This is a genomic window from Bosea vestrisii (assembly GCF_030144325.1).
Classification (GTDB): domain Bacteria; phylum Pseudomonadota; class Alphaproteobacteria; order Rhizobiales; family Beijerinckiaceae; genus Allobosea; species Allobosea vestrisii_A.
This window is the reverse complement of the sequence record NZ_CP126307.1, coordinates 4,912,683-4,931,702: the sequence shown is the minus strand read 5'-3', so window position 1 is coordinate 4,931,702 and position 19,020 is coordinate 4,912,683. Positions and strand designations below refer to the sequence as shown.

General features: G+C 66.7%; 17 protein-coding genes and 1 pseudogene. 12 read left to right on the top strand and 6 right to left on the bottom strand.

Annotation, left to right across the window (positions count from 1 at the left end; genetic code table 11):
- Window positions 1-60: 60 nt before the first annotated feature.
- Entirely contained in the window at window positions 61-1,089 is a 1,029-nt protein-coding gene (locus tag QO058_RS24260; protein ID WP_284168779.1) for a 4-hydroxythreonine-4-phosphate dehydrogenase PdxA, read from the bottom strand.
- Between the two features lie 243 nt (window positions 1,090-1,332).
- On the opposite strand from QO058_RS24260, the gene QO058_RS24255 reads away from it, so the two are divergent.
- Window positions 1,333-2,019 carry a GntR family transcriptional regulator gene (locus tag QO058_RS24255; protein ID WP_284168778.1) on the top strand — a complete coding sequence of 229 codons (687 nt, stop codon included), beginning with the start codon at window positions 1,333-1,335 and terminating at the stop codon, window positions 2,017-2,019.
- 31 nt (window positions 2,020-2,050) lie between these two features.
- On the opposite strand, the gene QO058_RS24250 is transcribed toward QO058_RS24255, so the two are convergent.
- A complete protein-coding gene (locus QO058_RS24250; protein ID WP_284168777.1) occupies window positions 2,051-3,283 on the bottom strand; it encodes an HlyD family secretion protein in 1,233 nt (410 codons plus the stop codon).
- Window positions 3,284-3,294: 11 nt separating this feature from the next.
- Window positions 3,295-3,747: a hypothetical protein gene (locus tag QO058_RS24245; RefSeq protein WP_284168776.1), complete on the bottom strand. Its 453-nt coding sequence runs from the start codon at window positions 3,745-3,747 to the stop codon at window positions 3,295-3,297.
- A gap of 152 nt (window positions 3,748-3,899) precedes the next feature.
- On the opposite strand from QO058_RS24245, the gene QO058_RS24240 reads away from it, so the two are divergent.
- The 8 genes and pseudogenes from QO058_RS24240 to QO058_RS24205 all read left to right on the top strand — a co-directional run bounded on the left by QO058_RS24240 (window position 3,900) and on the right by QO058_RS24205 (window position 12,711).
- Complete coding sequence (locus tag QO058_RS24240) at window positions 3,900-4,826, top strand: LysR family transcriptional regulator (protein WP_284168775.1); 927 nt, start codon at window positions 3,900-3,902, stop codon at window positions 4,824-4,826.
- Between the two features lie 100 nt (window positions 4,827-4,926).
- Complete coding sequence (locus QO058_RS24235) at window positions 4,927-5,811, top strand: shikimate dehydrogenase (protein ID WP_284168774.1); 885 nt, start codon at window positions 4,927-4,929, stop codon at window positions 5,809-5,811.
- 64 nt (window positions 5,812-5,875) lie between these two features.
- Window positions 5,876-7,012, top strand: a complete 1,137-nt coding sequence (locus QO058_RS24230; protein WP_432211975.1) for an ABC transporter substrate-binding protein — start codon at window positions 5,876-5,878, stop codon at window positions 7,010-7,012.
- A 226-nt stretch (window positions 7,013-7,238) separates the two neighbouring features.
- The gene (locus QO058_RS24225) at window positions 7,239-8,117 is read left to right on the top strand and encodes a branched-chain amino acid ABC transporter permease (RefSeq protein ID WP_284168773.1); all 879 of its coding nucleotides are present in this window, start codon (window positions 7,239-7,241) and stop codon (window positions 8,115-8,117) included.
- Window positions 8,114-9,127, top strand: a complete 1,014-nt coding sequence (locus tag QO058_RS24220) for a branched-chain amino acid ABC transporter permease (RefSeq protein WP_284168772.1) — start codon at window positions 8,114-8,116, stop codon at window positions 9,125-9,127. The genes QO058_RS24225 and QO058_RS24220 overlap by 4 nt, the downstream gene beginning before the upstream one ends.
- Window positions 9,124-9,867, top strand: coding sequence for an ABC transporter ATP-binding protein (locus QO058_RS24215; RefSeq protein ID WP_284168771.1), 744 nt, complete (start codon window positions 9,124-9,126; stop codon window positions 9,865-9,867). The genes QO058_RS24220 and QO058_RS24215 overlap by 4 nt, the downstream gene beginning before the upstream one ends.
- A gap of 208 nt (window positions 9,868-10,075) precedes the next feature.
- Window positions 10,076-10,813, top strand: a complete 738-nt coding sequence (locus QO058_RS24210) for an ABC transporter ATP-binding protein (RefSeq protein WP_284168770.1) — start codon at window positions 10,076-10,078, stop codon at window positions 10,811-10,813.
- Window positions 10,814-10,816: 3 nt separating this feature from the next.
- Window positions 10,817-12,711: pseudogene (locus tag QO058_RS24205) on the top strand (bifunctional sugar phosphate isomerase/epimerase/4-hydroxyphenylpyruvate dioxygenase family protein).
- A gap of 132 nt (window positions 12,712-12,843) precedes the next feature.
- On the opposite strand, the gene QO058_RS24200 reads toward QO058_RS24205, so the two are convergent.
- Complete coding sequence (locus QO058_RS24200; protein WP_284168769.1) at window positions 12,844-13,830, bottom strand: MBL fold metallo-hydrolase; 987 nt, start codon at window positions 13,828-13,830, stop codon at window positions 12,844-12,846.
- A 189-nt stretch (window positions 13,831-14,019) separates the two neighbouring features.
- Between QO058_RS24200 and QO058_RS24195 the strand changes: the two genes are divergently transcribed.
- On the top strand, window positions 14,020-14,982 hold the full coding sequence (locus QO058_RS24195; RefSeq protein ID WP_284168768.1) for a LysR family transcriptional regulator: 963 nt from the start codon (window positions 14,020-14,022) through the stop codon (window positions 14,980-14,982).
- 207 nt (window positions 14,983-15,189) lie between these two features.
- Window positions 15,190-16,314, top strand: a complete 1,125-nt coding sequence (locus QO058_RS24190) for a zinc-dependent alcohol dehydrogenase family protein (RefSeq protein ID WP_284168767.1) — start codon at window positions 15,190-15,192, stop codon at window positions 16,312-16,314.
- A 94-nt stretch (window positions 16,315-16,408) separates the two neighbouring features.
- Here the strand turns inward: QO058_RS24190 and QO058_RS24185 are convergent, their stop codons facing one another.
- Entirely contained in the window at window positions 16,409-17,632 is a 1,224-nt protein-coding gene (locus QO058_RS24185) for an MFS transporter (protein WP_284168766.1), read from the bottom strand.
- 48 nt (window positions 17,633-17,680) lie between these two features.
- On the opposite strand from QO058_RS24185, the gene QO058_RS24180 reads away from it, so the two are divergent.
- Complete coding sequence (locus tag QO058_RS24180) at window positions 17,681-18,241, top strand: Lrp/AsnC family transcriptional regulator (RefSeq protein WP_284168765.1); 561 nt, start codon at window positions 17,681-17,683, stop codon at window positions 18,239-18,241.
- Here the strand turns inward: QO058_RS24180 and QO058_RS24175 are convergent.
- Window positions 18,219-18,950, bottom strand: a complete 732-nt coding sequence (locus tag QO058_RS24175; RefSeq protein WP_284168764.1) for a class I SAM-dependent methyltransferase — start codon at window positions 18,948-18,950, stop codon at window positions 18,219-18,221. The two genes, QO058_RS24180 and QO058_RS24175, sit on opposite strands and share 23 nt — an antisense overlap.
- Window positions 18,951-19,020 lie beyond the last annotated feature (70 nt).

The following is a 19,020-nucleotide window of genomic DNA, read 5'->3' as shown; positions in this document are numbered from 1 at the left end:
CCCTGGATGATCGTTGAAATGAGGTGCGGCTCTTCGCGGCCGCTATGCCGGGACATGACTTTAGGCGGCCTTGCGCGCCGCCTTGCCCTCGCTCGCCATCTTGATCGCGAGCGAGAGTGCTGCGCGGGTCGCGCCGAGATTGGCGATGCCCTTGCCGGCGATCTCGTAGGCCGTGCCATGGGCAGGCGTGCAGATCGGAAACGGGAAGCCGCCGATCAGCGTGACGCCGCGATCGAAGCCCATCAGCTTCATCGCGATCTGGCCCTGGTCATGGTACATGGTCAGCACGGCATCGAAATCGCCGTTCCTGGCGCGCAGGAACACGGTGTCGGACGGGAACGGCCCCTCGACCGCATAGCCCTTAGCCTTCGCCGCCTTAACCGCCGGCTCGATCGTCTCGATCTCGTCGCGGCCGAAATTGCCGCCGTCACCGGCATGCGGGTTGATGCCCGCGACAGCGATGCGCGGCGGGTTGAAGCCGGCAGCGCGGAGATTCCGGTCTGCCAAGTCGAGCGCCCGCAGGATGCGCTCCTGGGTGATGTTCTGGGCGACCTCGGAGAGCGGGATATGCGAGGTGACGCGGGCGTTCCAGAGCTTGTCCAGCACGTTGAATTCGCTGGCCGGGCCCTCGAATGTGATCGCGTCGCGCACGAAGCGAATCTCGTCGTCATAGCCGGGATAGGCAAAGCGCATCGCCGCCTTGTTGAAGGGCGTGAAGAACACCGCATCGGCCCTGCCGGACGCAGCAAGACGCAGCGCGCGGCGGAAATTGTCGGTCGCGGCCTGGCCGCCGGCGAGCGTCGCCTTGCCGCGCTGGAGATCGGCCGGATCGTGGTTCCTGAGGTCGACGAAGACGGGCTTGCCGGCATCGGCCGGCAGGGCATCGCCCTCACCGACGACATGCAGATCAGGCTTCAGGCCGGCATCGTCGGCGCCGAGCTGGAACAGGCGCAGATCGCCGAAGACGACATAGCGGGCAGCATTGCTCAGATCGGGCTCGGCCAGGATGCGGGCGGTGAGCTCGGGGCTGATGCCGGAGGGGTCGCCCATGGCGACCGCGATCACCGGCAAGGAAGCGTGCGTGTCCATCTTGTCCTCCCGAGGCCGGTCGCAGCCGGTTGCTTGCCGCTGGCCTATCATGGGGCCGGTCGCGAACGCAAGTATGCTGTATGCAGCATAACCTAACTGCATTACCCTGCCGCGAGCCTGGTGGCGGCCTCACCTGTCCACAGGCGGGGCCGCATCCAGCCGGGAAGCCCGCGTCGCAGCTGGGGCCGGTCGCGTTGACAGCGCGGAAGCGCCATGCCGTACAGATACAAAAGGAGAGCCGCGATGACGAACGAGGCCGGCATGTCGAGCGAGGCGCAGGACGCCTATCCGCGCATCACGCGGCGCACTTTGCACGAAGAGGTGCTCGAGCGGCTGCGCGACATGATCATCGAGGGCAGGCTGGCGCCCGGGCAGCGCATCAACGAGGGGGCCGTCGGCGCGCAGCTCGGCGTCTCGCGCACACCGCTGCGCGAGGCGATCAAGACCCTGGCGAGCGAAGGCCTCGTCGAGATCCAGCCGGCGAAGGGCGCGGTCGTCCGCAAGTTCTCGGCGCACGATCTGCTACAGATCCTCGAAGTGCTGAAGACGCTGGAACAGCTCGGCGGCCGGATCGCCTGTGCCGAGGCGAGTGACGATGCCATCGCCGCGATCAAGGCGCTGCACGACGAGATGATGGAACTCTACCGGGTCCGTAACCGGCTCGACTATTTCAAGCTGAACCAGGCGATCCACAGCGCCATCGTCGCCGCTTCGGGCAACGACGTGCTGGTCGAGATGCACGGCACGCTACAGGCGAGGATCAAGCGCCTGCGCTTCATCGGCAATGAGGGCCCGGAGAAATGGGCCGGCGCCGTGGCCGAGCACGAGGAGATGACCGCCGCGCTGCTGAAGCGCGACGGCGAGGCGCTCGCCGCCACCATCGGCAAGCACATGGACTCGACACTGGTGCGCGTGCGCGACGTGCTGTGAACTGAAGCAGCGGCCGGCGGGCCTCGTCGGCTCAATGGCCGCTGAGGACGAGGGTCTTGATCGGCAGCACTTGCGCCTGGATGCGCAGGAGCAGGGCATGCACCAGCCCGACCGCGTCCACCGCATGCAGGACGATGCGCCGGAAGGTGCTGGTATCCTTCGCGGCGATCACGTCGTGGTTGCTGGTATAGGCATTGGCGATGCAGCTCGAGCCCGGCGTCACGCCGTCCATCGCGCCCGGGTGGAGCGGCTCAAGATAGGCCAGAAGCGTTCCGGGGCGCACCACCTGCTGCACGTCGATCAACTGCTCGCCGCTGCGAATCTGGCCGGCAGCGATGAAGTCCTGCACACCCGTCACCACCATCGGGATCACCGTCCACGGCTTCGAGACGCAAGTAGCCTCGGCGACCATGCCGACCTTGATCACCTGCGCCTCGATCTGGTTGAAGCCGGCCTGCAGCCCGACCCTGCCGGCCTCTGCCGGAATGATGGTTCCGGCCGGGCGCATGAAGGGATTGACGATATCGCCGACCCGCAGCGTGAACTGCTCGACATGCCCGGTGAAGCCGGCCCGCACCACGGTCTTGCTCAATTCCACTTCCGCCTGCCCCAATGCCGCCTCGGCGCTGGCGCGCTCGGCCGGCAGCAGCGTCACGATCTTGGTCTGGGCGGCCGCCTGCGAGGCCGTCGCGGACGCAACCGCGGCCTCGCGGCCGGCCACGATATTCTCCAGCCGCTCGATTTCGCGGGTGGCGACGACGTTTTCATTGCGCTGCCTTAGCTCGCGCTTGGTCTGCAATTCGTCGAGTGCCTGCTGCAGCGCGCTCCTCGCCTCCTGGATCTTGCCGTCAAAAGCGAGGATATCGGCCTTCGCGACCACCAATGTCGCGTCGACCTCGGCGATCTTGCGCCGCGCAGCCTCGACGGCCGCCTCCTGGCTCTTGCTGTCGAGCGTGAAGATCGGCGCGCCCTTTTCGACCTTCGCGCTGTAACCGACATGGACCTGCGCGACGCGGCCATTGATCTCCGGCACGATAGGCACGCTCCGGAAGAACACCGTGGCGCTGCTCGTCGACGGATGGTTGTAGAAGATCACCGTGATCAGGCCGACCGTCAGCATGACGCAGGTGACGATGCCCCAGCGCAATTCGAACCAGACCGAATAGAGCGTGATCTCCTTGCCCAGCCGCTTGCCCTGGCCGTAGCGGCGGTAGAGATAGTCCGGGACGAGGGTGAAGAGCGCGCAGACGAGAAGCTCGAGCATCGCCTACCTCCTCAATGCTCGCCGGTCGGCACGGCCGCGGCCGATACCTGCACCGGCTTGTCGTCCGGCGGCGCGCCCCCATGCTCAACGTCCGAAGCGGCCTCCCCGCCATGGCCGGGCGCGATTCCGGCGATCTTCTCGAGCGCGCCCGCCATCCGGCCGAACATTCCGGGAATATCGGGGATGTCGATCAAGGCGAGGAACAGGCCGATCACCCAGAAGAGATGCACATGGGTGAACAGTGCGAGCAGACCGAGCACGGCAACGATCTCGAACTGCAGCTTGTGGGTCTTGTGGGCGATGCGTTCCGGCAAGGTGTGCAGGCGCAGGAAGAGCAGGCCGATGCCGAGTACGGCGCCGACCAGGATGACCGCCGCAGCGACCATCAGGTAGTCCGTCCCATCCGGGCTGGTGATGAACGCCGGCAGGTGATCCGGCGCCGCGGGATGAAGCTGGCCTGCCATAACAATCCCCCGGACCGATCGACGACCTAAGGGAAGCTGACCGGCAAATGACGCGGGAGTCAACTCGGTCCAACCGGGCTGGCCCCCGTCTTGACAGGCAAGCGCCCCTCCCTTCCGCTGCCGGCAAGAAGCAGACAGGGGAAACGCCGGCCATGCTCACGCTGCGCCAGATCGAGGTGATCCGGGCGATCATGATCACCGGCACGATTGCCGGCGCGGCCAAATTGCTCAACGTCTCCGCGCCCGGCATCAGCCGGCTGATGAAGCACACCGAGCGGACGCTCCGGCTCAAGCTGTTTGACCGCCGGCACGGCCGCTATCTGCCGACCCCTGAAGCCAAGGACATCTTCGAGCAGATCAACGGCGTCTACCGCAAGGTCGACGACCTGCACTCGATGCTGGCCCGGATCGAGCGTGGCGGCGATGTCGAGTTCAAGTTCGGCTCGGTACCGAGCATCTGCCATGTCATGGTGCCGCGCGCGATCGAGCGTCTCAGGCGCAAGCATCCCGACCTGCGCATCGACATCAACATCCTGAAGATCGAGGAGGCGCTCGACTACCTCCTGCTCGGCAAGGGCGAGATCGTGGCGATGAGCTACAAGCTCGACCATCCCGGGCTGGATTTCATGCCCTTGGCGATGGGTGAGCTGCTCTGCATCGTTCCGCAGGACCATCCGCTCGCCGGGCGCACCAGCATCTCGGCCCGCGAGATCGTCCAGCATCCGTTGATCGGCATCGACCCGACCGATCCTTATGGGCGGATCATGAGCGAGATATTCGAGCGCCAGAAGCTGCATTACGACATGGCGATCAAGGCGCGGTTCGGAACCACGGTCTGCTCGCTGGTGCGGGCCGGGCTCGGCATCGCCATCATCGACCAGTTCACCGTGGCGCATGGCTCGATGCAGGGGATCGTCAACATCCCGATCGAGGAGCCGACCCATTTCCAGACCTATGTCGCGATGAAGAACGACAAGGCTCTCTCGCTCTACGCCGAAACCTTCGTCCGCCTGCTGCGCGAGGAGATGACCGCCGTCGTTTCACCGCGGGTCGCCGCCCGAAAGATAACATCAGGTTAGGCAGAAGCGACGAATTGGTTATCGCGTTACGGCTTCAAATCGGTTTAGCTGGAGGCTATTGCGCAAGCCCGCCTGAGACGAGCGCGCCGAAGGGAATGGAATGTCGACCATCGTCACCGCCAAGAAGAGCAAACGCGTTCTGCTCGGGCTGCTCGGCTCGCCGATCGCGCATTCGGCGACACCAGCGGCGCAGGAGGCGGCGGCGCGGGCGGCCGGCATCGAGGCGCATTACCATCTGATCGAGGTTGCCGGCGCAGGGCGCGACGATCTCGTCGCCATGCTCGACGGCATCCGCCGGCTCGGCTTTTCCGGGATCAACGTGACCTATCCCTACAAGGAAGCGGTGCTGCCGCTGCTCGACGGACTGTCCGAGCAGGCCGCCGCGATGGGTGCGGTCAACACCATCGTCGTCGACGGCGGAAAGCTGACCGGCCACAACACCGACGCCACCGGCTTCGCCACCGCCTATCGCAGGCTCGGCCGGCAGGATGGCGACAAGCCGGTCGCGGTCATCGGCGCAGGCGGAGTCGGCAAGGCCATCGCCTTCGCGCTCGCCGGCAGCGGTGTCAGCCGGCTCAGGCTCTACGACACCGACCGGAGCAAGGCTGAAGCACTCGCAACCGCCCTGGGCAAGCGCACGGAAACCGTGATCGCCGACAGCGCCGAGGCTGCTGCCGAGGGTGCTGCCGGTATCGTCAACGGCACGCCGATCGGCATGCTGCCGGACCGCGGCATCCCGATCGAGGCGGGCGCGATCCATGCGTCGCAATGGGTCGCGGATGCGGTCTACCATCCGCTCTTTACTCCGCTGCTGAAAGCGGCGCAAAAGGCCGGCGCGACCGTGATGACCGGGCGCGAGCTCGCGATTCACCAGGGCGTCGACGCCTTCCGGCTGTTCACCGGGCTGGAGGTTTCGGAGGCCGTGATCGGCGCCGCCTTCGACGCCGTGATCGCGGCACGCGAGGGAGCCGAACGCGCCGCCTGAGCGAGACGACCCGGCATCACCGGGCGGGGATCAAGAAACGACAAGACGAGTGGAGGAAACGAGAATGAAGAAGCACTGGATCATTGCCGCCGCGTTCGGCATGGCCGTCAGCCTGCCCGCGCTGGCGCAGGACAAGGTCAAGCTGGTCGACGTCGTCGAGCTCTCGGGCGCAGGCGCGACCGCCGGCACCAACTGGAAGAACGGCATCGACCTCGCCGTCGCCGACATCAACGCCAAGGGCGGCATCCTCGGCAAGCAGATCGAGATCGTCCACTACGACACCCAGACCAATCCGGGTAACACGCGCGCCGCCGTACAGCGCGCCATCGACGAGGGCACCTATGCCGTGCTCGGCCCGGTCTTCTCCGGCCCGATCGGCGCCTCCATGCAGATCGCCCAGCGGGCTGAGATCGCCCAGCTCGTCGGCGGCGAGGCGGCTGGCCTGACCAAGCAGGGCAACCAGTATCTCTTCCGCACCTCGCTCAGCCAGACCGCGGCGATGCCGAAGATCGCCAAATACCTGAAGGACACGGTCAAAGCCGGTTCGGTCGCCGTCGTCTGGGTCAACAACGACTTCGGCAAGGGTGGCCGCGACGCGATCATCCCCGAGCTCGAGAAGGCCGGCATCAAGCTCGCCGTCGACGTTGCGACCGAGCAGGGCCAGGCCGACTTCGCCGCCGACGCGATCAAGGTCAAGAATTCGAATGCCGACGCGATCTTCGTCTATCTCAACGAGGAGGAGAGCGCCCGCTTCCTACGCGCCGCCAAGCAGCAAGGCATTACCAAGCCGATGGTCGGCGAGACCACGCTGCTCGGCGCCAAGGTGATCGAGCTCGCCGGCGACGCCGCCAACGGCGTCAAGGGCCATGTCGGCCTGTCGATCGACGCGCCGATCCCGGCCTTCCAGGAGTTCGGCAAGAAATTCCAGGCCAAGTACAACTACGTCTCCGACCACAACGGCATGAAGGGCTACATGGCCGTCTACATGGTGAAGTGGGCGACCGAGAAGCAGAAGAAGTTCGACAAGAAGGGCGTCGCCGACACGCTGCGCGGCGCCACGATCAAGACCTCGGACGAGCCCGGCATCCTGATCGAGACCACGATCGAGAAGAACGGCGACCTCGACCGCGAGAGCTTCCTCGCCGAGGTCAAGGACGGCAAGCAGGTGATCACGGCGACGCTGCCGAAGATCAACCCGTAAGGCCGGCGAGCCGCGACCCTTCCCTTCTCCCCTTGCGGGAGAAGGTGGCTCGGCGAAGCCGAGACGGATGAGGGGTCGCGCAACGCTCGCAACTTTCATCGCGTCGGATATGGCGTTCGCCGGATAGACCTGAGCGACCCCTCATCCGGCCCTTCAGGCCACCTTCTCCCGCAAGGGGAGAAGGGAAGAACCTGCTTTCGACGCGCCACACCAGCGAGAAACCGCCATGGCCGAATTCCTCGCCTACCTCATCGCCGGCATCGCCACGGGCGCGATCTATGCCCTCGCCGCGATCGGCTTCACCCTGGTCTGGCAGACCTCGCAGACGATCAATTTCGCCCAGGGCGAGTTCGTCATGCTGCCGGCCGTGCTGGTCCTGCTCGCGATCAAGCTCTTCGGCGCGCCGATCTGGCTCGGAGCCCTGATCGGCATCGCCGCCTTCATCCTGATCTTCGGCGTCGGCTTCAAGCTCGCCGTGGTCGACCCGATGATCCGGCACGGCGTGCTGCCGCTCGCCATCGCCACCATGGCGCTGTCGATCATCATGAAGGAAGGCGCCAAGGACGGCTTCTCGGCCGAGGCCCAGAAATTCCCGTCCTTCGTGCCGACCGAGACGATCTCGGTGTTCGGCGCCGCGATCTCGCTGCAGCATGTCGCGATCATCGCGGTCGCCTTCGCCGTCATCGGCCTGCTGCAATGGTTCGTCGGCGGGACAAAGCTTGGTCGTCAGATGCAGGCGACGGCGCAGAATCCAACGGTGGCGCGCATCCTCGGCATCCCGGTCGAGCGCATGGTGCTGCTGACCTTCGTGATCAACGCGGCGCTCGCCGTCGTCGCCTCGGTGCTGATCTCGCCGATCTATCTGGCGAAGTTCTCCAATGGCGAGGTGATCGGCCTGTTCGCCTTCATCGCGGCGATCGTCGGTGGCTTCAACCAGGTCCGCGGCGCTCTCGTCGGCGGGCTGATCGTCGGCATCGTCGACAGCATGGCGGCAGCCTACATCTCGACCTCCTATCGGCTGGCCGTGCCGCTCGTGCTGCTGGTCATCGTCATCCTCCTCAAGCCGGAAGGCCTGATGGGCCGCAAAGAGGAGCGCCGGGTATGACCGCGCCCGCAACCCACAGTGCCGCCCCGGCGGCGCGCCGCCTGTCGCTGCCCGCCTTCATCGACGGCACGCTGCTGACGCTGGTCGCCGCCGCGATCATCCTCTGGTTCGTCCCGTCCGGCATGGGCCGCTACGGCACCTACGTGCTCTCGCTCTGGCTGGTGATGAGCGTCGCGGTGATGGGCCTCAACCTGACGCTCGGCTATGCCGGCCTGAAATCGCTGGCCCAGGCCGCCTTCATGGGCATCGGCGCTTATGCGACGGCACTTTTGACCAGCAAGCTCGGGCTCAACTGGTACGCCTCCTTCGCGATCTCCGGGCTGCTGACCTTCTCGGTCGGGCTCGTGCTCGGCTTCCCGGCGCTCCGGGTCAAGGCGCACTATCTCGCCTTCGTCACCCTGGCCTTCTCGACGCTGATCTGGCTCGTGCTGCGCAATGAGCAATGGCTGACCGGCGGCGTCTTTGGCCTCTCCAACATTCCGCGTCCAAGCTTCTTCGGCCTCAAGCTCGACGGGGCGCTCGCCTTCCATCGCTTCGTCGTGGTCGTGACCTTCCTGCTCGCGGTCGTGCTCTGGTGGATGATCCGCTCGCCCTGGGGCCGCGCCTTCACGGCGCTGCGCGAGAACCCGATCCGGGCTGCGAGCCTGGGCATCGACACCCGCATGTACACGCTGCTCGCCTTCGCGATCGGCTCGGCCTATGCCGGCTTTGCCGGTGCGCTCTATGCGCCGCTGGTCGAATTCATCGACCCCTCGCCGTTCTCGCTGTCGCAGAGCTTCTTCCTGCTGCTGATGGTGGTCGCCGGCGGCGCCGGTTACCTGCTCGGGCCGTTCATCGGGGCGCTGCTTGGCGTGGTACTGCCGGAGTGGTTGCGTTTTGCCGGCTCGCTCTACCTGATCATCTTTGCGGGAATCGTCATGCTGCTGCTGATCGCCTGCCCGCAGGGGATGAGCGGCCTGCTCGAGCGCGGCTGGAATCGATTGACCGGCAAGACGGGAGGCAGCCGATGACCCAGGTCCTCGAAGTCTCGAACCTCCACAAGGCCTTCGGCGGCATCAAGGCGGTGAACGGCGTCTCCTTCAAGGTCAACGAGGGCGAGATCCTCGGCATCATCGGCCCGAACGGCTGCGGCAAGTCGACCCTGTTCAACTGCATCCTCGGCCAGCTCGAGCCGACCGAGGGCGCGGTCAAGCTCGACGGGCTAGATGTCACCAATATGCGCCCCTCCGAGCTCAACCGGCTCGGCGTCAGTCGCACCTTCCAGCTGCTGCAGGTCTTCCCCGAGCTCTCGGTGCGCGAGAACCTGATCCTCGCCGGCCAGGAGCACGAAGGCACGATGCTGTCGCGTTTCTTCGGCGCGCGCGATGCCGGACTGACGGCCAAGGCCGAGCAGATGATCGGCTTCTTCAAGCTCGGCCATCTCACTGAGGCCAAGGCCGGCGGACTCTCCTATGGCCAGCAGAAGCTGCTCGACGCCGCCATGGCCTTCATGGCGGGCCCGCGCCTCGTCCTGCTCGACGAGCCGGCCGGCGGCGTCAACCTGACCATGCTCGGAGACCTGAAGGAACGCCTGCGCGCCATCAATGCCGAGCAGGGCGCGACCTTCGTGGTGATCGAGCACAACATGGATTTCGTGATGTCGCTATGCTCGCGCGTCATCGTGCTGGCCGAGGGCAAGGTCCTGGCCGAGGGCACCCCGGCCGAGGTCCGCGCCAATCCGGCTGTGATCGAAGCTTATCTGGGGCATTAAGATGCGCTGCTTTGCAAATCTCGCAGCGACGATCGACTTTGCGCCTCTCTCCCCCCTTGTGGGGGGAGAGCTGGAGAGGGGGGTATGCCACCCTCGACGACGAACCAGCCTGCCTCCTCAAGTTCTGCGACCTCGATACCCCCCTCCCAACCCTCCCCCCACAAGGGGGAGGGCTTGCGCGGTTCCTCGCTTTACAAGGAAGCCCGTGATGACCACTCCCATCCTCGAACTCGACAGCGTGGTCGGCGGCTACGGCGCCATGACCATCCTCAACGGCACGACCTTCAAGGTACCGCGCGCCGCCATCACCACCGTGATCGGCCCGAACGGCGCCGGCAAGTCGACCGTGTTCAAGGCGATCTTCGGCCTGCTCAAGGTGCGCCACGGCCATATCCGGCTGGAAGGTCGGGAGATCACCAACTGGAACCAGCGCAAGCTGCTGGAGGCCGGCATCTGCTATGTGCCGCAGGGCCGCAACATCTTCCCCGAGCTCTCGGTGCGCCACAATATCGAACTCGGCGCGGTCGCTGCCGGCAGCCAGATCACCGATATGCCAAAGCGCATCGAGGCGGCCCTCGACCGCTTCCCGTCGCTGCGCGCCAAGGCCGATGTCCAGGCCTCGACGCTCTCGGGCGGCCAGCAGAAACAGCTCGAGATCGTGCGCGGGCTCCTGCTCGACCCCAAGCTCGTGCTGATCGACGAGCCCTCGATCGGCCTCTCGCCGATGCTGGTGCAGGAGACCTTCGACATCCTGAAGGAGCTGCGCGCCAAGGGCGTCACCATCCTGATGATCGAGCAGAACGCACGCTCGGCGCTGGAAATCTCCGACGAAGGCCTGGTGCTGGAGCTCGGCCAGACCCGCATGCAGGGCCCAGCAGCGGACATTCTCGCCGACCCCCGCGTCGCCCAGCTCTTCCTCGGCGGCGCCATGACGGAAGCGGCTTGAACCATGAACCCGACCTCGATCGCCACCGTCTCGCTCTCCGGCGATCTCGCCGACAAGCTCCAGGCCATCGCCGCAGCGGGCTTCGACGGGGTCGAGGTCTTCGAGAACGACTTCCTGACCTTCGACGGCAATCCGCGCGATGTCGGCAAGATGATCGCCGACCTCAACCTAGCCATCGTCGCGTTCCAGCCCTTCCGCGATTTCGAGGGCATGCCGGAACCGCTGCGCAACCGCACCTTCGAGCGGGCCCGGCGCAAGTTCGAACTGATGAACGAGCTCGGCGCCAGGCTGATGCTGATCTGTTCGAACGTCTCGCCGCAATCGCTGGGGGCATCGACCGCGCCGCCCATGACCTCAACGAGCTCGGCGATCTCGCTGCGAAGCATGGCGTGCGCGTCGGCTTCGAGGCGCTGGCCTGGGGCCGCCATGTCAACGACTATCGCGACGCCTGGGAGATCGTGCGCCGGGCCAATCATGAGCGCATCGGCCTGATCCTCGATTCCTTCCATACGCTGGCGCGGCGCTCGCCGCTGGAGCCGATCTCCTCGATCCCCGGCGACCGGATCGAGCTGGTCCAGCTCGCCGATGCCCCACTGCTCGACATGGACGTGCTGAGCTGGAGCCGGCACTTCCGCAACTTCCCCGGCCAGGGTGACCTTGCCGTCGCCGATTTCCTGCAAGCAGTCGAGGCGACCGGCTATGCCGGCCCGCTCTCGCTCGAGATTTTCAACGACCAGTTCCGCGCCGGCTCGGCCAAGCGCGTCGCGGTCGACGGGCTGCGCTCGCTGATCCAGCTCGCCGACCAGACGGCCCGGCTGAACGATCCCGCCAAGGCGGAGATGCCCGACCGCGCGCCGCTGCTCGGCGTCGAGTTCCTCGAATTCGCGCTCGACGAGGAGCCGGCGCAGGCACTGTCCAGTCTGTTCAGCGCGCTCGGCTTCCACAAGAGCGGCGAGCATCGCAGCAAGGCGGTGACGCGCTGGAGCCAGGGCGGGATCAACCTGATCGTCAACACCGAGAAGGACGGCTTCGCCCAATCGCATGCGATCATGCATGGCCCCGGCGTCTGCGCGCTGGCGCTACGCGTCGCCAATGTCGCGGCGACGATGGCGCGCGCCCGGGCACTGAAGGACACGACCTTCGAGCAGTCGGTCGGGCCGGGCGAGATGGAGATCCCGGCGATCCGCGGCGTCGGCGGCAGCCTGATCTACTTTACCGAGCCGCGCCATGACGGCGCGCAGAGCTGGCATGACGACTTCATCGCCACCGATGCCGGCAGCAATGCCCCTGCCCTGCTCACCGATGTCGACCACATCTCGCAGTCGATGGACTATGACGAGATGCTGTCCTGGCTGCTGTTCTACACGTCGCTGTTCGCGCTCGACCGCATCCCGCAGCTCGCCATTGCCGACCCCGCTGGGCTCGTGCAGAGCCGGCCGCTGGTCGCTGCGAACGGCTCGGTCCGCCTCATACTCAACGGCTCGCAGGCGACGCGGACGCTGTCCTCGCGCTTCGTCTCCGAGCATTTCGGCTCGGGCGTGCAGCACATCGCCTTCACCTCGCCGGACATCTTCGCGGCCGTGACGGCGATGCGCGCCGTCGGGCTCGATTTCCTCGATATTCCCGAGAACTATTACGACGACCTGGAGGCGCGCTACGGGCTGGAGCCGGCTTTCCTCGACCGGCTGCGCGAGCACCACATCCTTTATGACCGCGACGGCGAGGCCGAGTTCCTGCAGGTCTACACCCACGTCTTCGCGCAGCGCTTCTTCTTCGAGATCGTCGAGCGGCGTGGCGGCTATGCCGGCTTCGGTGCGGTCAATGCGCCGGTGCGGCTCGCTGCGCAGGCGCGCGAGGCGCGGCCCGTGACGGTGCCGCGCCCGCTGCACGACGACTAGGTCATCCGGAACCAATGTGACGCGGGCTGTCCGAAAACCACCGCGTCGAAAACGATTGTGGCCATGGGTGCCCGGGGCCGCGCCCAGGCACCCATGGCCGCCGCACAGACTGAGCCTGGGGAGAGGACCGACTCAGCCGCGCAGCATCTGCATCGGCGCTGGGTAGTATCGGAAACCATCGCCGGCCTTGGCAAGGTTGCCGAAGCCCGGCCAGGCGAAGTGATAGGACATCACCGGCGTCTTCTGCTCGGCCAGCATGGTGAGCAGCTTCACCCGCGACTGCACCGACATCTTCGGGTCCCAGTCATAGGCGAACTCGACACGCGGGTTCTCGGTGAGCAGCACCGGGTGATGGGTCAGGTCGCCGAGGAAGGTGAACGACTTCCCACCTGAGGAGACGTTGAAGATGGTGTGGCCGGGGCTATGGCCCGGCGCCGAGATCGCGGTGATGCCCGGCAGGAACTCCTGCCCGTCCTTGAAGAAGACGATGCGGTCGCGCACCGGCCGCAGGTTGGCGCGGGCATGCTCGCCAAAGGCCTTGAACGGCGTGCCGAGCCGGGCATCGTCGAGCCAGTAATCATGGTCGACCTGGCTGATATAGATCTGCGCGTTCGGGAAGTTGGGCTTGCCCTCGGCCGAGCAGATGCCGCCGGTATGGTCGATATGGGCGTGGCTGCAGACGATCGCGTCGATGGATGCCGGGTCGATGCCGGCTTCCTGCATGCTCTTCAGCAGCCGTCCCGTGGTTGGGCCGAAGGCCTTGGAGAAGCCCATGCCGGTGTCGAACATCACCAGCCGGTCGCCGAAATTGACGATCGGGATGTTCTGCTCGAGCACGACATTGTCCTTGGGCAGGAAGTTCGTCTCCAGCAGGCCGTAGACCTGTTCCTTCGGCAGGCCGAGGAAGCTGGAGCCGGGATCGCCGAGCGGCAGCGGCCCGTCCGAGACCACCGTCACCTCGGCCTGTCCGAGCGCGAAGCGGTAGTAATAGGGCACCTGACTGTTTGCGAGCGGAGCCTTGGCGGAAGCGCTGCCCGGCAAGGCCGTACCGGCAGCGAGCGCTGCCGCGCCGGTGAGGAAGCTTCGGCGGCTGGTGGGTGGAATGAGCAGCTTCGACATGGCGTTCCTCCGGATGAAAGGGGAGCGGCGTCGGGCGCCGTCTTCTTCGCCGGGTGGCCTGGCGTCGCGTCAGGCCTTGCCGGGAGGGAAAGATGCACGCCTGCGGAGTGGACGGCCAATAAGGCTTCGCTCTAGTCTGCATAAGCGAAAGCTCGCGCTCGCGAGCCAATGAGAGGGAACGGGGCGGCGATGGATCTGCGCCAGTTGCGCTATTTCACGGCCATCGTCGAACAGGGTTCGTTCTCCAAGGCGGCACTCAAGCTCAGGGTGGCGCAGCCTGCCCTGAGCCAGCATCTGCGCCATATGGAGGACGAGCTCGGCGTCGCCCTGCTGCATCGCGGCACGCGCGGCGTGCAGCCGACGGAGGCCGGCGAGCGCCTGCTCGCCAAGGCCCGCATTATCCTCGCCGAATTCGCCGAACTGCGCGACAGCGTCCGCGGCGAACAGGCGGCGCCGGCCGGCGAGGTCCGCATCGGCCTGCCCGGCACCGTCAGCGAGCAGTTCAGCGTGCCGCTGATCGAGGCGACGCAGGAGCGCTATCCGGATGTGCGCATCCGCATCGCCGAGGCGATGAGCGGCTTTGTGCTCGACTGGTTGCGCAAGGGCGAGGTCGATCTCGCGGTGATCTACTCGACCTCGGACCCGAAGGGGCTCGGCATCCACCACATCCTGACCGAGGAGCTCTGCCTGTTCGGCGTGCCGGCGCTGACGGCGCTGAAGACCTCGCCGGGCAAGGCGGTGACGCTGAGCGAGGCGGCCGGGCTCGACCTGATCCTGCCCGGCCCTGGCCATGGCCTGCGCGACCAGATCGACGAGGCGGCGGCCGGCATCAACGCCACCGTCCATGCCGCGGTCGAGATCGAATCCTATGCGCAGATCAAGCGCCTGGCCGAACGCGGCCTCGGCTACGGCATCCTGCCGCGCATGGCGGTGCGGGCGCAGGAGAAGGCCGGTACCTTCCAGACCTGGCCGATCGAGCAGCCGTCGCTCTATCGCAAGGTCTATCTCGCCTATTCGACCGAGCGGCCGATGACGGCCGCGGCCCGCGCCATCGGCCAGCTCTCCTGGGAGATCCTGCGCGGCCTCGTCACCGAGGAGAGCTGGACCGCGACGCTCGGCGACGAAAGCGATCCGCCGGCCTTATACGGCTGATCGGGATTTCGTCTTTGACAGGCGGCGGCGGCACCGCCCACTCTTACAGCCATCCTCAGCCCTCATCCTGAGGAGCCGCGCAGCGGCGTCTCGAAGGATGCTTCAGGAGGCTCTGGAACCAGCTGGAGCATCCTTCGAGACGCGATCCTCCGGATCGCTCCTCAGGATGAGGGCTGAGATGAAAAATCGAAGCCACGAGGATACGCCTTGAAGACCCGCGCCGCCGTCCTGCACGCAAGCCCCGTCGCCGCGCCCTATGCGCAGTCGAAGCCGCTCCGGATCGAGGAGGTCGAGCTCGCCCCGCCTGGAATGGGCGAGGTGCTGGTCAGGGTCCGCGCCGCCGGCCTCTGCCATTCCGACCTCTCGGTGATCGACGGCAACCGGCCGCGCCCGGTGCCGATGGTGCTCGGCCATGAGGCGGCCGGCGAGGTCGAGGAGGTCGGGCTGGGCGTCACCGACCTGAAAAGGGGTGACCGCGTCGTCATGGTCTTCGTGCCCTCCTGCGGCCATTGCGCGCCGTGCAGCGAGGGGCGCCCTGCTTTGTGCGAGCCCGGCAATGCCGCCAATGGCGTCGGCGAGCTGATGGCCGGCGGTCGCCGCCTCTCGCAGAACGGCAAGCCGGTGCACCATCATGTCGGCGTTTCCGCCTTCGCCGAGCATGCGGTGATGTCACGTCATTCGCTGGTGAAGATCGAGGCCGACATCCCGCATGAGATCGCGGCCCTGTTCGGCTGCGCGGTGCTGACCGGCGTTGGCGCGGCGGTGAACACCGCCAAGGTCCGCGCCGGTGAGACGGTGGCGGTCGTCGGTCTCGGTGGCGTCGGCCTCTCCGCTTTGCTCGGGGCAGCCGCCTGCGGGGCAGCCCGCGTCATCGCTGTCGACCTCTCGGACGAGAAGCTCAGGATCGCCCGCGAGCTCGGCGCGACCGACACTTTCAATGCCGGCGCGCCCGATGTCGTCGAGGCGATCCGCGCCGCCACCAAGGGTGGCGTCGATCACGGGCTGGAGATGGCCGGCTCGGTCAAGGCGCTGGAGCTCGCCTACCAGATCACGCGGCGCGGCGGCACGACGACGACTGCCGGCCTCGCCAACCCGGCGCATACGATGGCGCTGGCGCCGGTCCGGCTCGTCGGCGAGGAGCGGACGCTGAAGGGCTCCTATGTCGGCTCCTGCATCCCGGTGCGCGACATCCCGCGCTTCATCGACCTCTATCAGCGCGGCCGCATGCCGGTCGACAAGCTCTGGACCAGCTCAAGCCCGCTCGAGGGGATCAATGAAGGCTTCGACGCGCTGAACGAAGGCCGGACGATCCGGCACGTCATCCAGATGTGATCAGCGCTGCGTCTTTCCGGGGCGCTGCGAAGCAGCGAGCCCGGAACCCAGAACCGATGCCGTTTCCGGAAGAGGCTGGCCAGTTCCAGTACTATCAAGAGCCCGCATCGGTTCTGGGTTCCGGGCTCAGGCCTGCGGCCCGCCCCGGAATGACGGCGCGGGGCGCCAGCGCCGCGGCGAGGGCCGCCACCAACATCAACGCGACCGCCAGCCCGGCGAGCGCCGGAAAGCCGGCACGGGCATAGAGCGGCCCGAAGCCTGTCGTCCCGGCGAAGAGCGCGAGATAGGTCACGCTGCTGTTGAGGCCCATGATCGCGCCGCGGCGGGAGGGATCGAGCGCACCCAGCCGGAGGATCAGCACGTTCAACCCGGCATGGTTGGCCATGCCCCAGAAAAACACCACGGCGAGCAATGCGGGATAGGATGTAGCGACCAGGCTCATCACCAGATAGACGCCGCCGACCACCGCAAAGAAGATCGGCAGCAGGCGGGCCGGGCCGAGGCGGTCGATCCAGCGGTCGAGGAAGGTCGTCGCCCCGAAGCCGAGGCCGTAACACAAAGCGAGCAGGCCACCGGCGCTGACCGGCAGACCCAGCACGCGATGCAGATGATCGCCGACATAGGCGTAGACGCCGTAGAACGAGGCCATGAAGGCGGAGCAGGCGAGCAGCAGCGGCGCGATGCCGGGCACCCGCAACGCGGAGAGCGGCGACGGTGCGGCGCGCCCGGTCGCAGCACCACTGGCGGTCAGCTTCGTGGTTCCAGCCATCGCCGCGAGCCCGGCGACGACGACGAGGCCATAGACCATGCGCCAGCCGAACAGGTCGGCGATCACCGCCGAGAGCGAGACGCCCGCGACCATGCTGAGCGTCCAGCCGAACAGGACGACGCCGAGCGTGTCGCTCTCGCGGCCGGCAGGCGCCGCCAGCGCGGCGAGCGTGTAGATCGACGGAAGCGCCAGGCCGGCAGCGAGGCCCGCCAGCAACTGCGCGCCGACGAAGGCGGGCAGAACCGGCGCCGCCCCGCTCGCCGCGAGCGCGGCCAGGAAGGCGAGCAGGGCATAGCGCAACATGCGGCCCGCGCCGAAGCGGTCGATCAAGCCGGCGAGCAGCAAGGCGCTCGCTGCCGTGCCGATGCCGAAGGCGGCGGAGGCCGTCATCACCGCCGGCACGTCGCTGGCGAAGCTTTCGGCGACGCGCGGCGCGATCGGCCCCAGCGCCAGCGAGTTCGCCCCGACGAGCCCGATGCACAGGCAGAGCGCATAGGCTGCTGGGGGTATGCGGGCGGCGCTTGAGGTCGTTTGATTTTTATTCGTCATTTCTGCAGAATGATCGAATGATATTCCGTTTCAATCGAGGAATAGCGAATGCTTGAAAAAACAGATGGCGTTCGGCGAAGCTGCGGGGCGGAGCGCGAACTCGATGCCATGGACCGAAAGCTGTTAGGCGTTCTCGTCGAGGATGCGACGATCAGCTACGCCGATCTCGGCGAGCGCGTCGGCCTCTCGCCGCCGGCGGCGCATGAGCGGGTGAAGCGGCTGCGGCGCTCCGGCGTGATCAGGCGGGTCGCGGCGTTGATCGAGCCGGAGGCGACAGGCAAGACGCTGCTCGCCTTCGTCCATGTCGACACCACCGGCTGGGGCAAGACGACCACACTCCTGGCGATCGAGGCCCATCCCGAGGTCGAGGAGATTCATTCGGTCGCCGGCGACACCTGCATGATGCTCAAGGTGCGCACCGAGAGCACCCATGCGCTCGAAGGCCTGCTCGCGAAGATCTATGACGTGCCCGGCGTCACCGCGACGCGCAGCTATGTCGTGCTCTCAACCTATCTGGAGCGGCCGGTCCAGCCCGGCATCACCGGCGAATGGCCGGGACGCGTGAAGGACCCGCGGCAGCTGCCCGTCAGCCAAACATTGCGGGATTGACTGACGGCTTCGTTCCGAGCGGCACCTTGAGATGGTGCAGCCTGATCGGCTGATGCAGGACGTAGCCGCCATCCTCATGCTCCGACAGCGCCTCGAAACGCGCGAGCAGCTTGCCGCGCGCCGCCTCTGCCCGTTCCTCCCGTGAGGGGTCGGCGGCGACGGCGCGTGCCATGAAGGCGGCGGCATCGGGGAACGTCTCGACGCGATCGTATTCGATCCGCCGGCTCTCGCTGACGATGCCGCGGCGCATCGCGCGGACGATCGCGTCCTGTGCCGCATGCCTGACCTCGGTCTCATCCTCGATCAGGCGCAAGGCATCGAAGAAGGAGCCTTCCGACAAGGGCTCGATGACGACGATGCCGCCGCCCCTGCCGACGACGCGTGCCGCCTCCTCCAGCGCCAGCAGCATGTCGGGCACCGGGACGTGATGCAGGCTGTTGAGGAAGATCGCGGCGTGCATGCTGGCATCGCCCCAAGGCAAGAGCTGTGCGCAGCCGTGCTTCAGCGCCGCCTTGGGCGCGAGCTTTTCCGCGACCTCCAGCATCGCCTCATCCGGGTCGAGACCAACGACGCTGGCGCCGCGCTCGACCAGCGCCTGCAGCAGGTTGCCCCTGCCGCAGCCGATGTCGAGAATGCGCCGGCCCTGCAAGGGCGCGAGTAGCTTCTCCAGAATCTCGACGGTATCGCCTGCCGGCCGCATGCCACCCATAGTAGATCAATGGTTGCGCCCGCTGCCGGGCGCAAGACCCATTCCCCTGCGATCCAAAGCTACTCCGTTC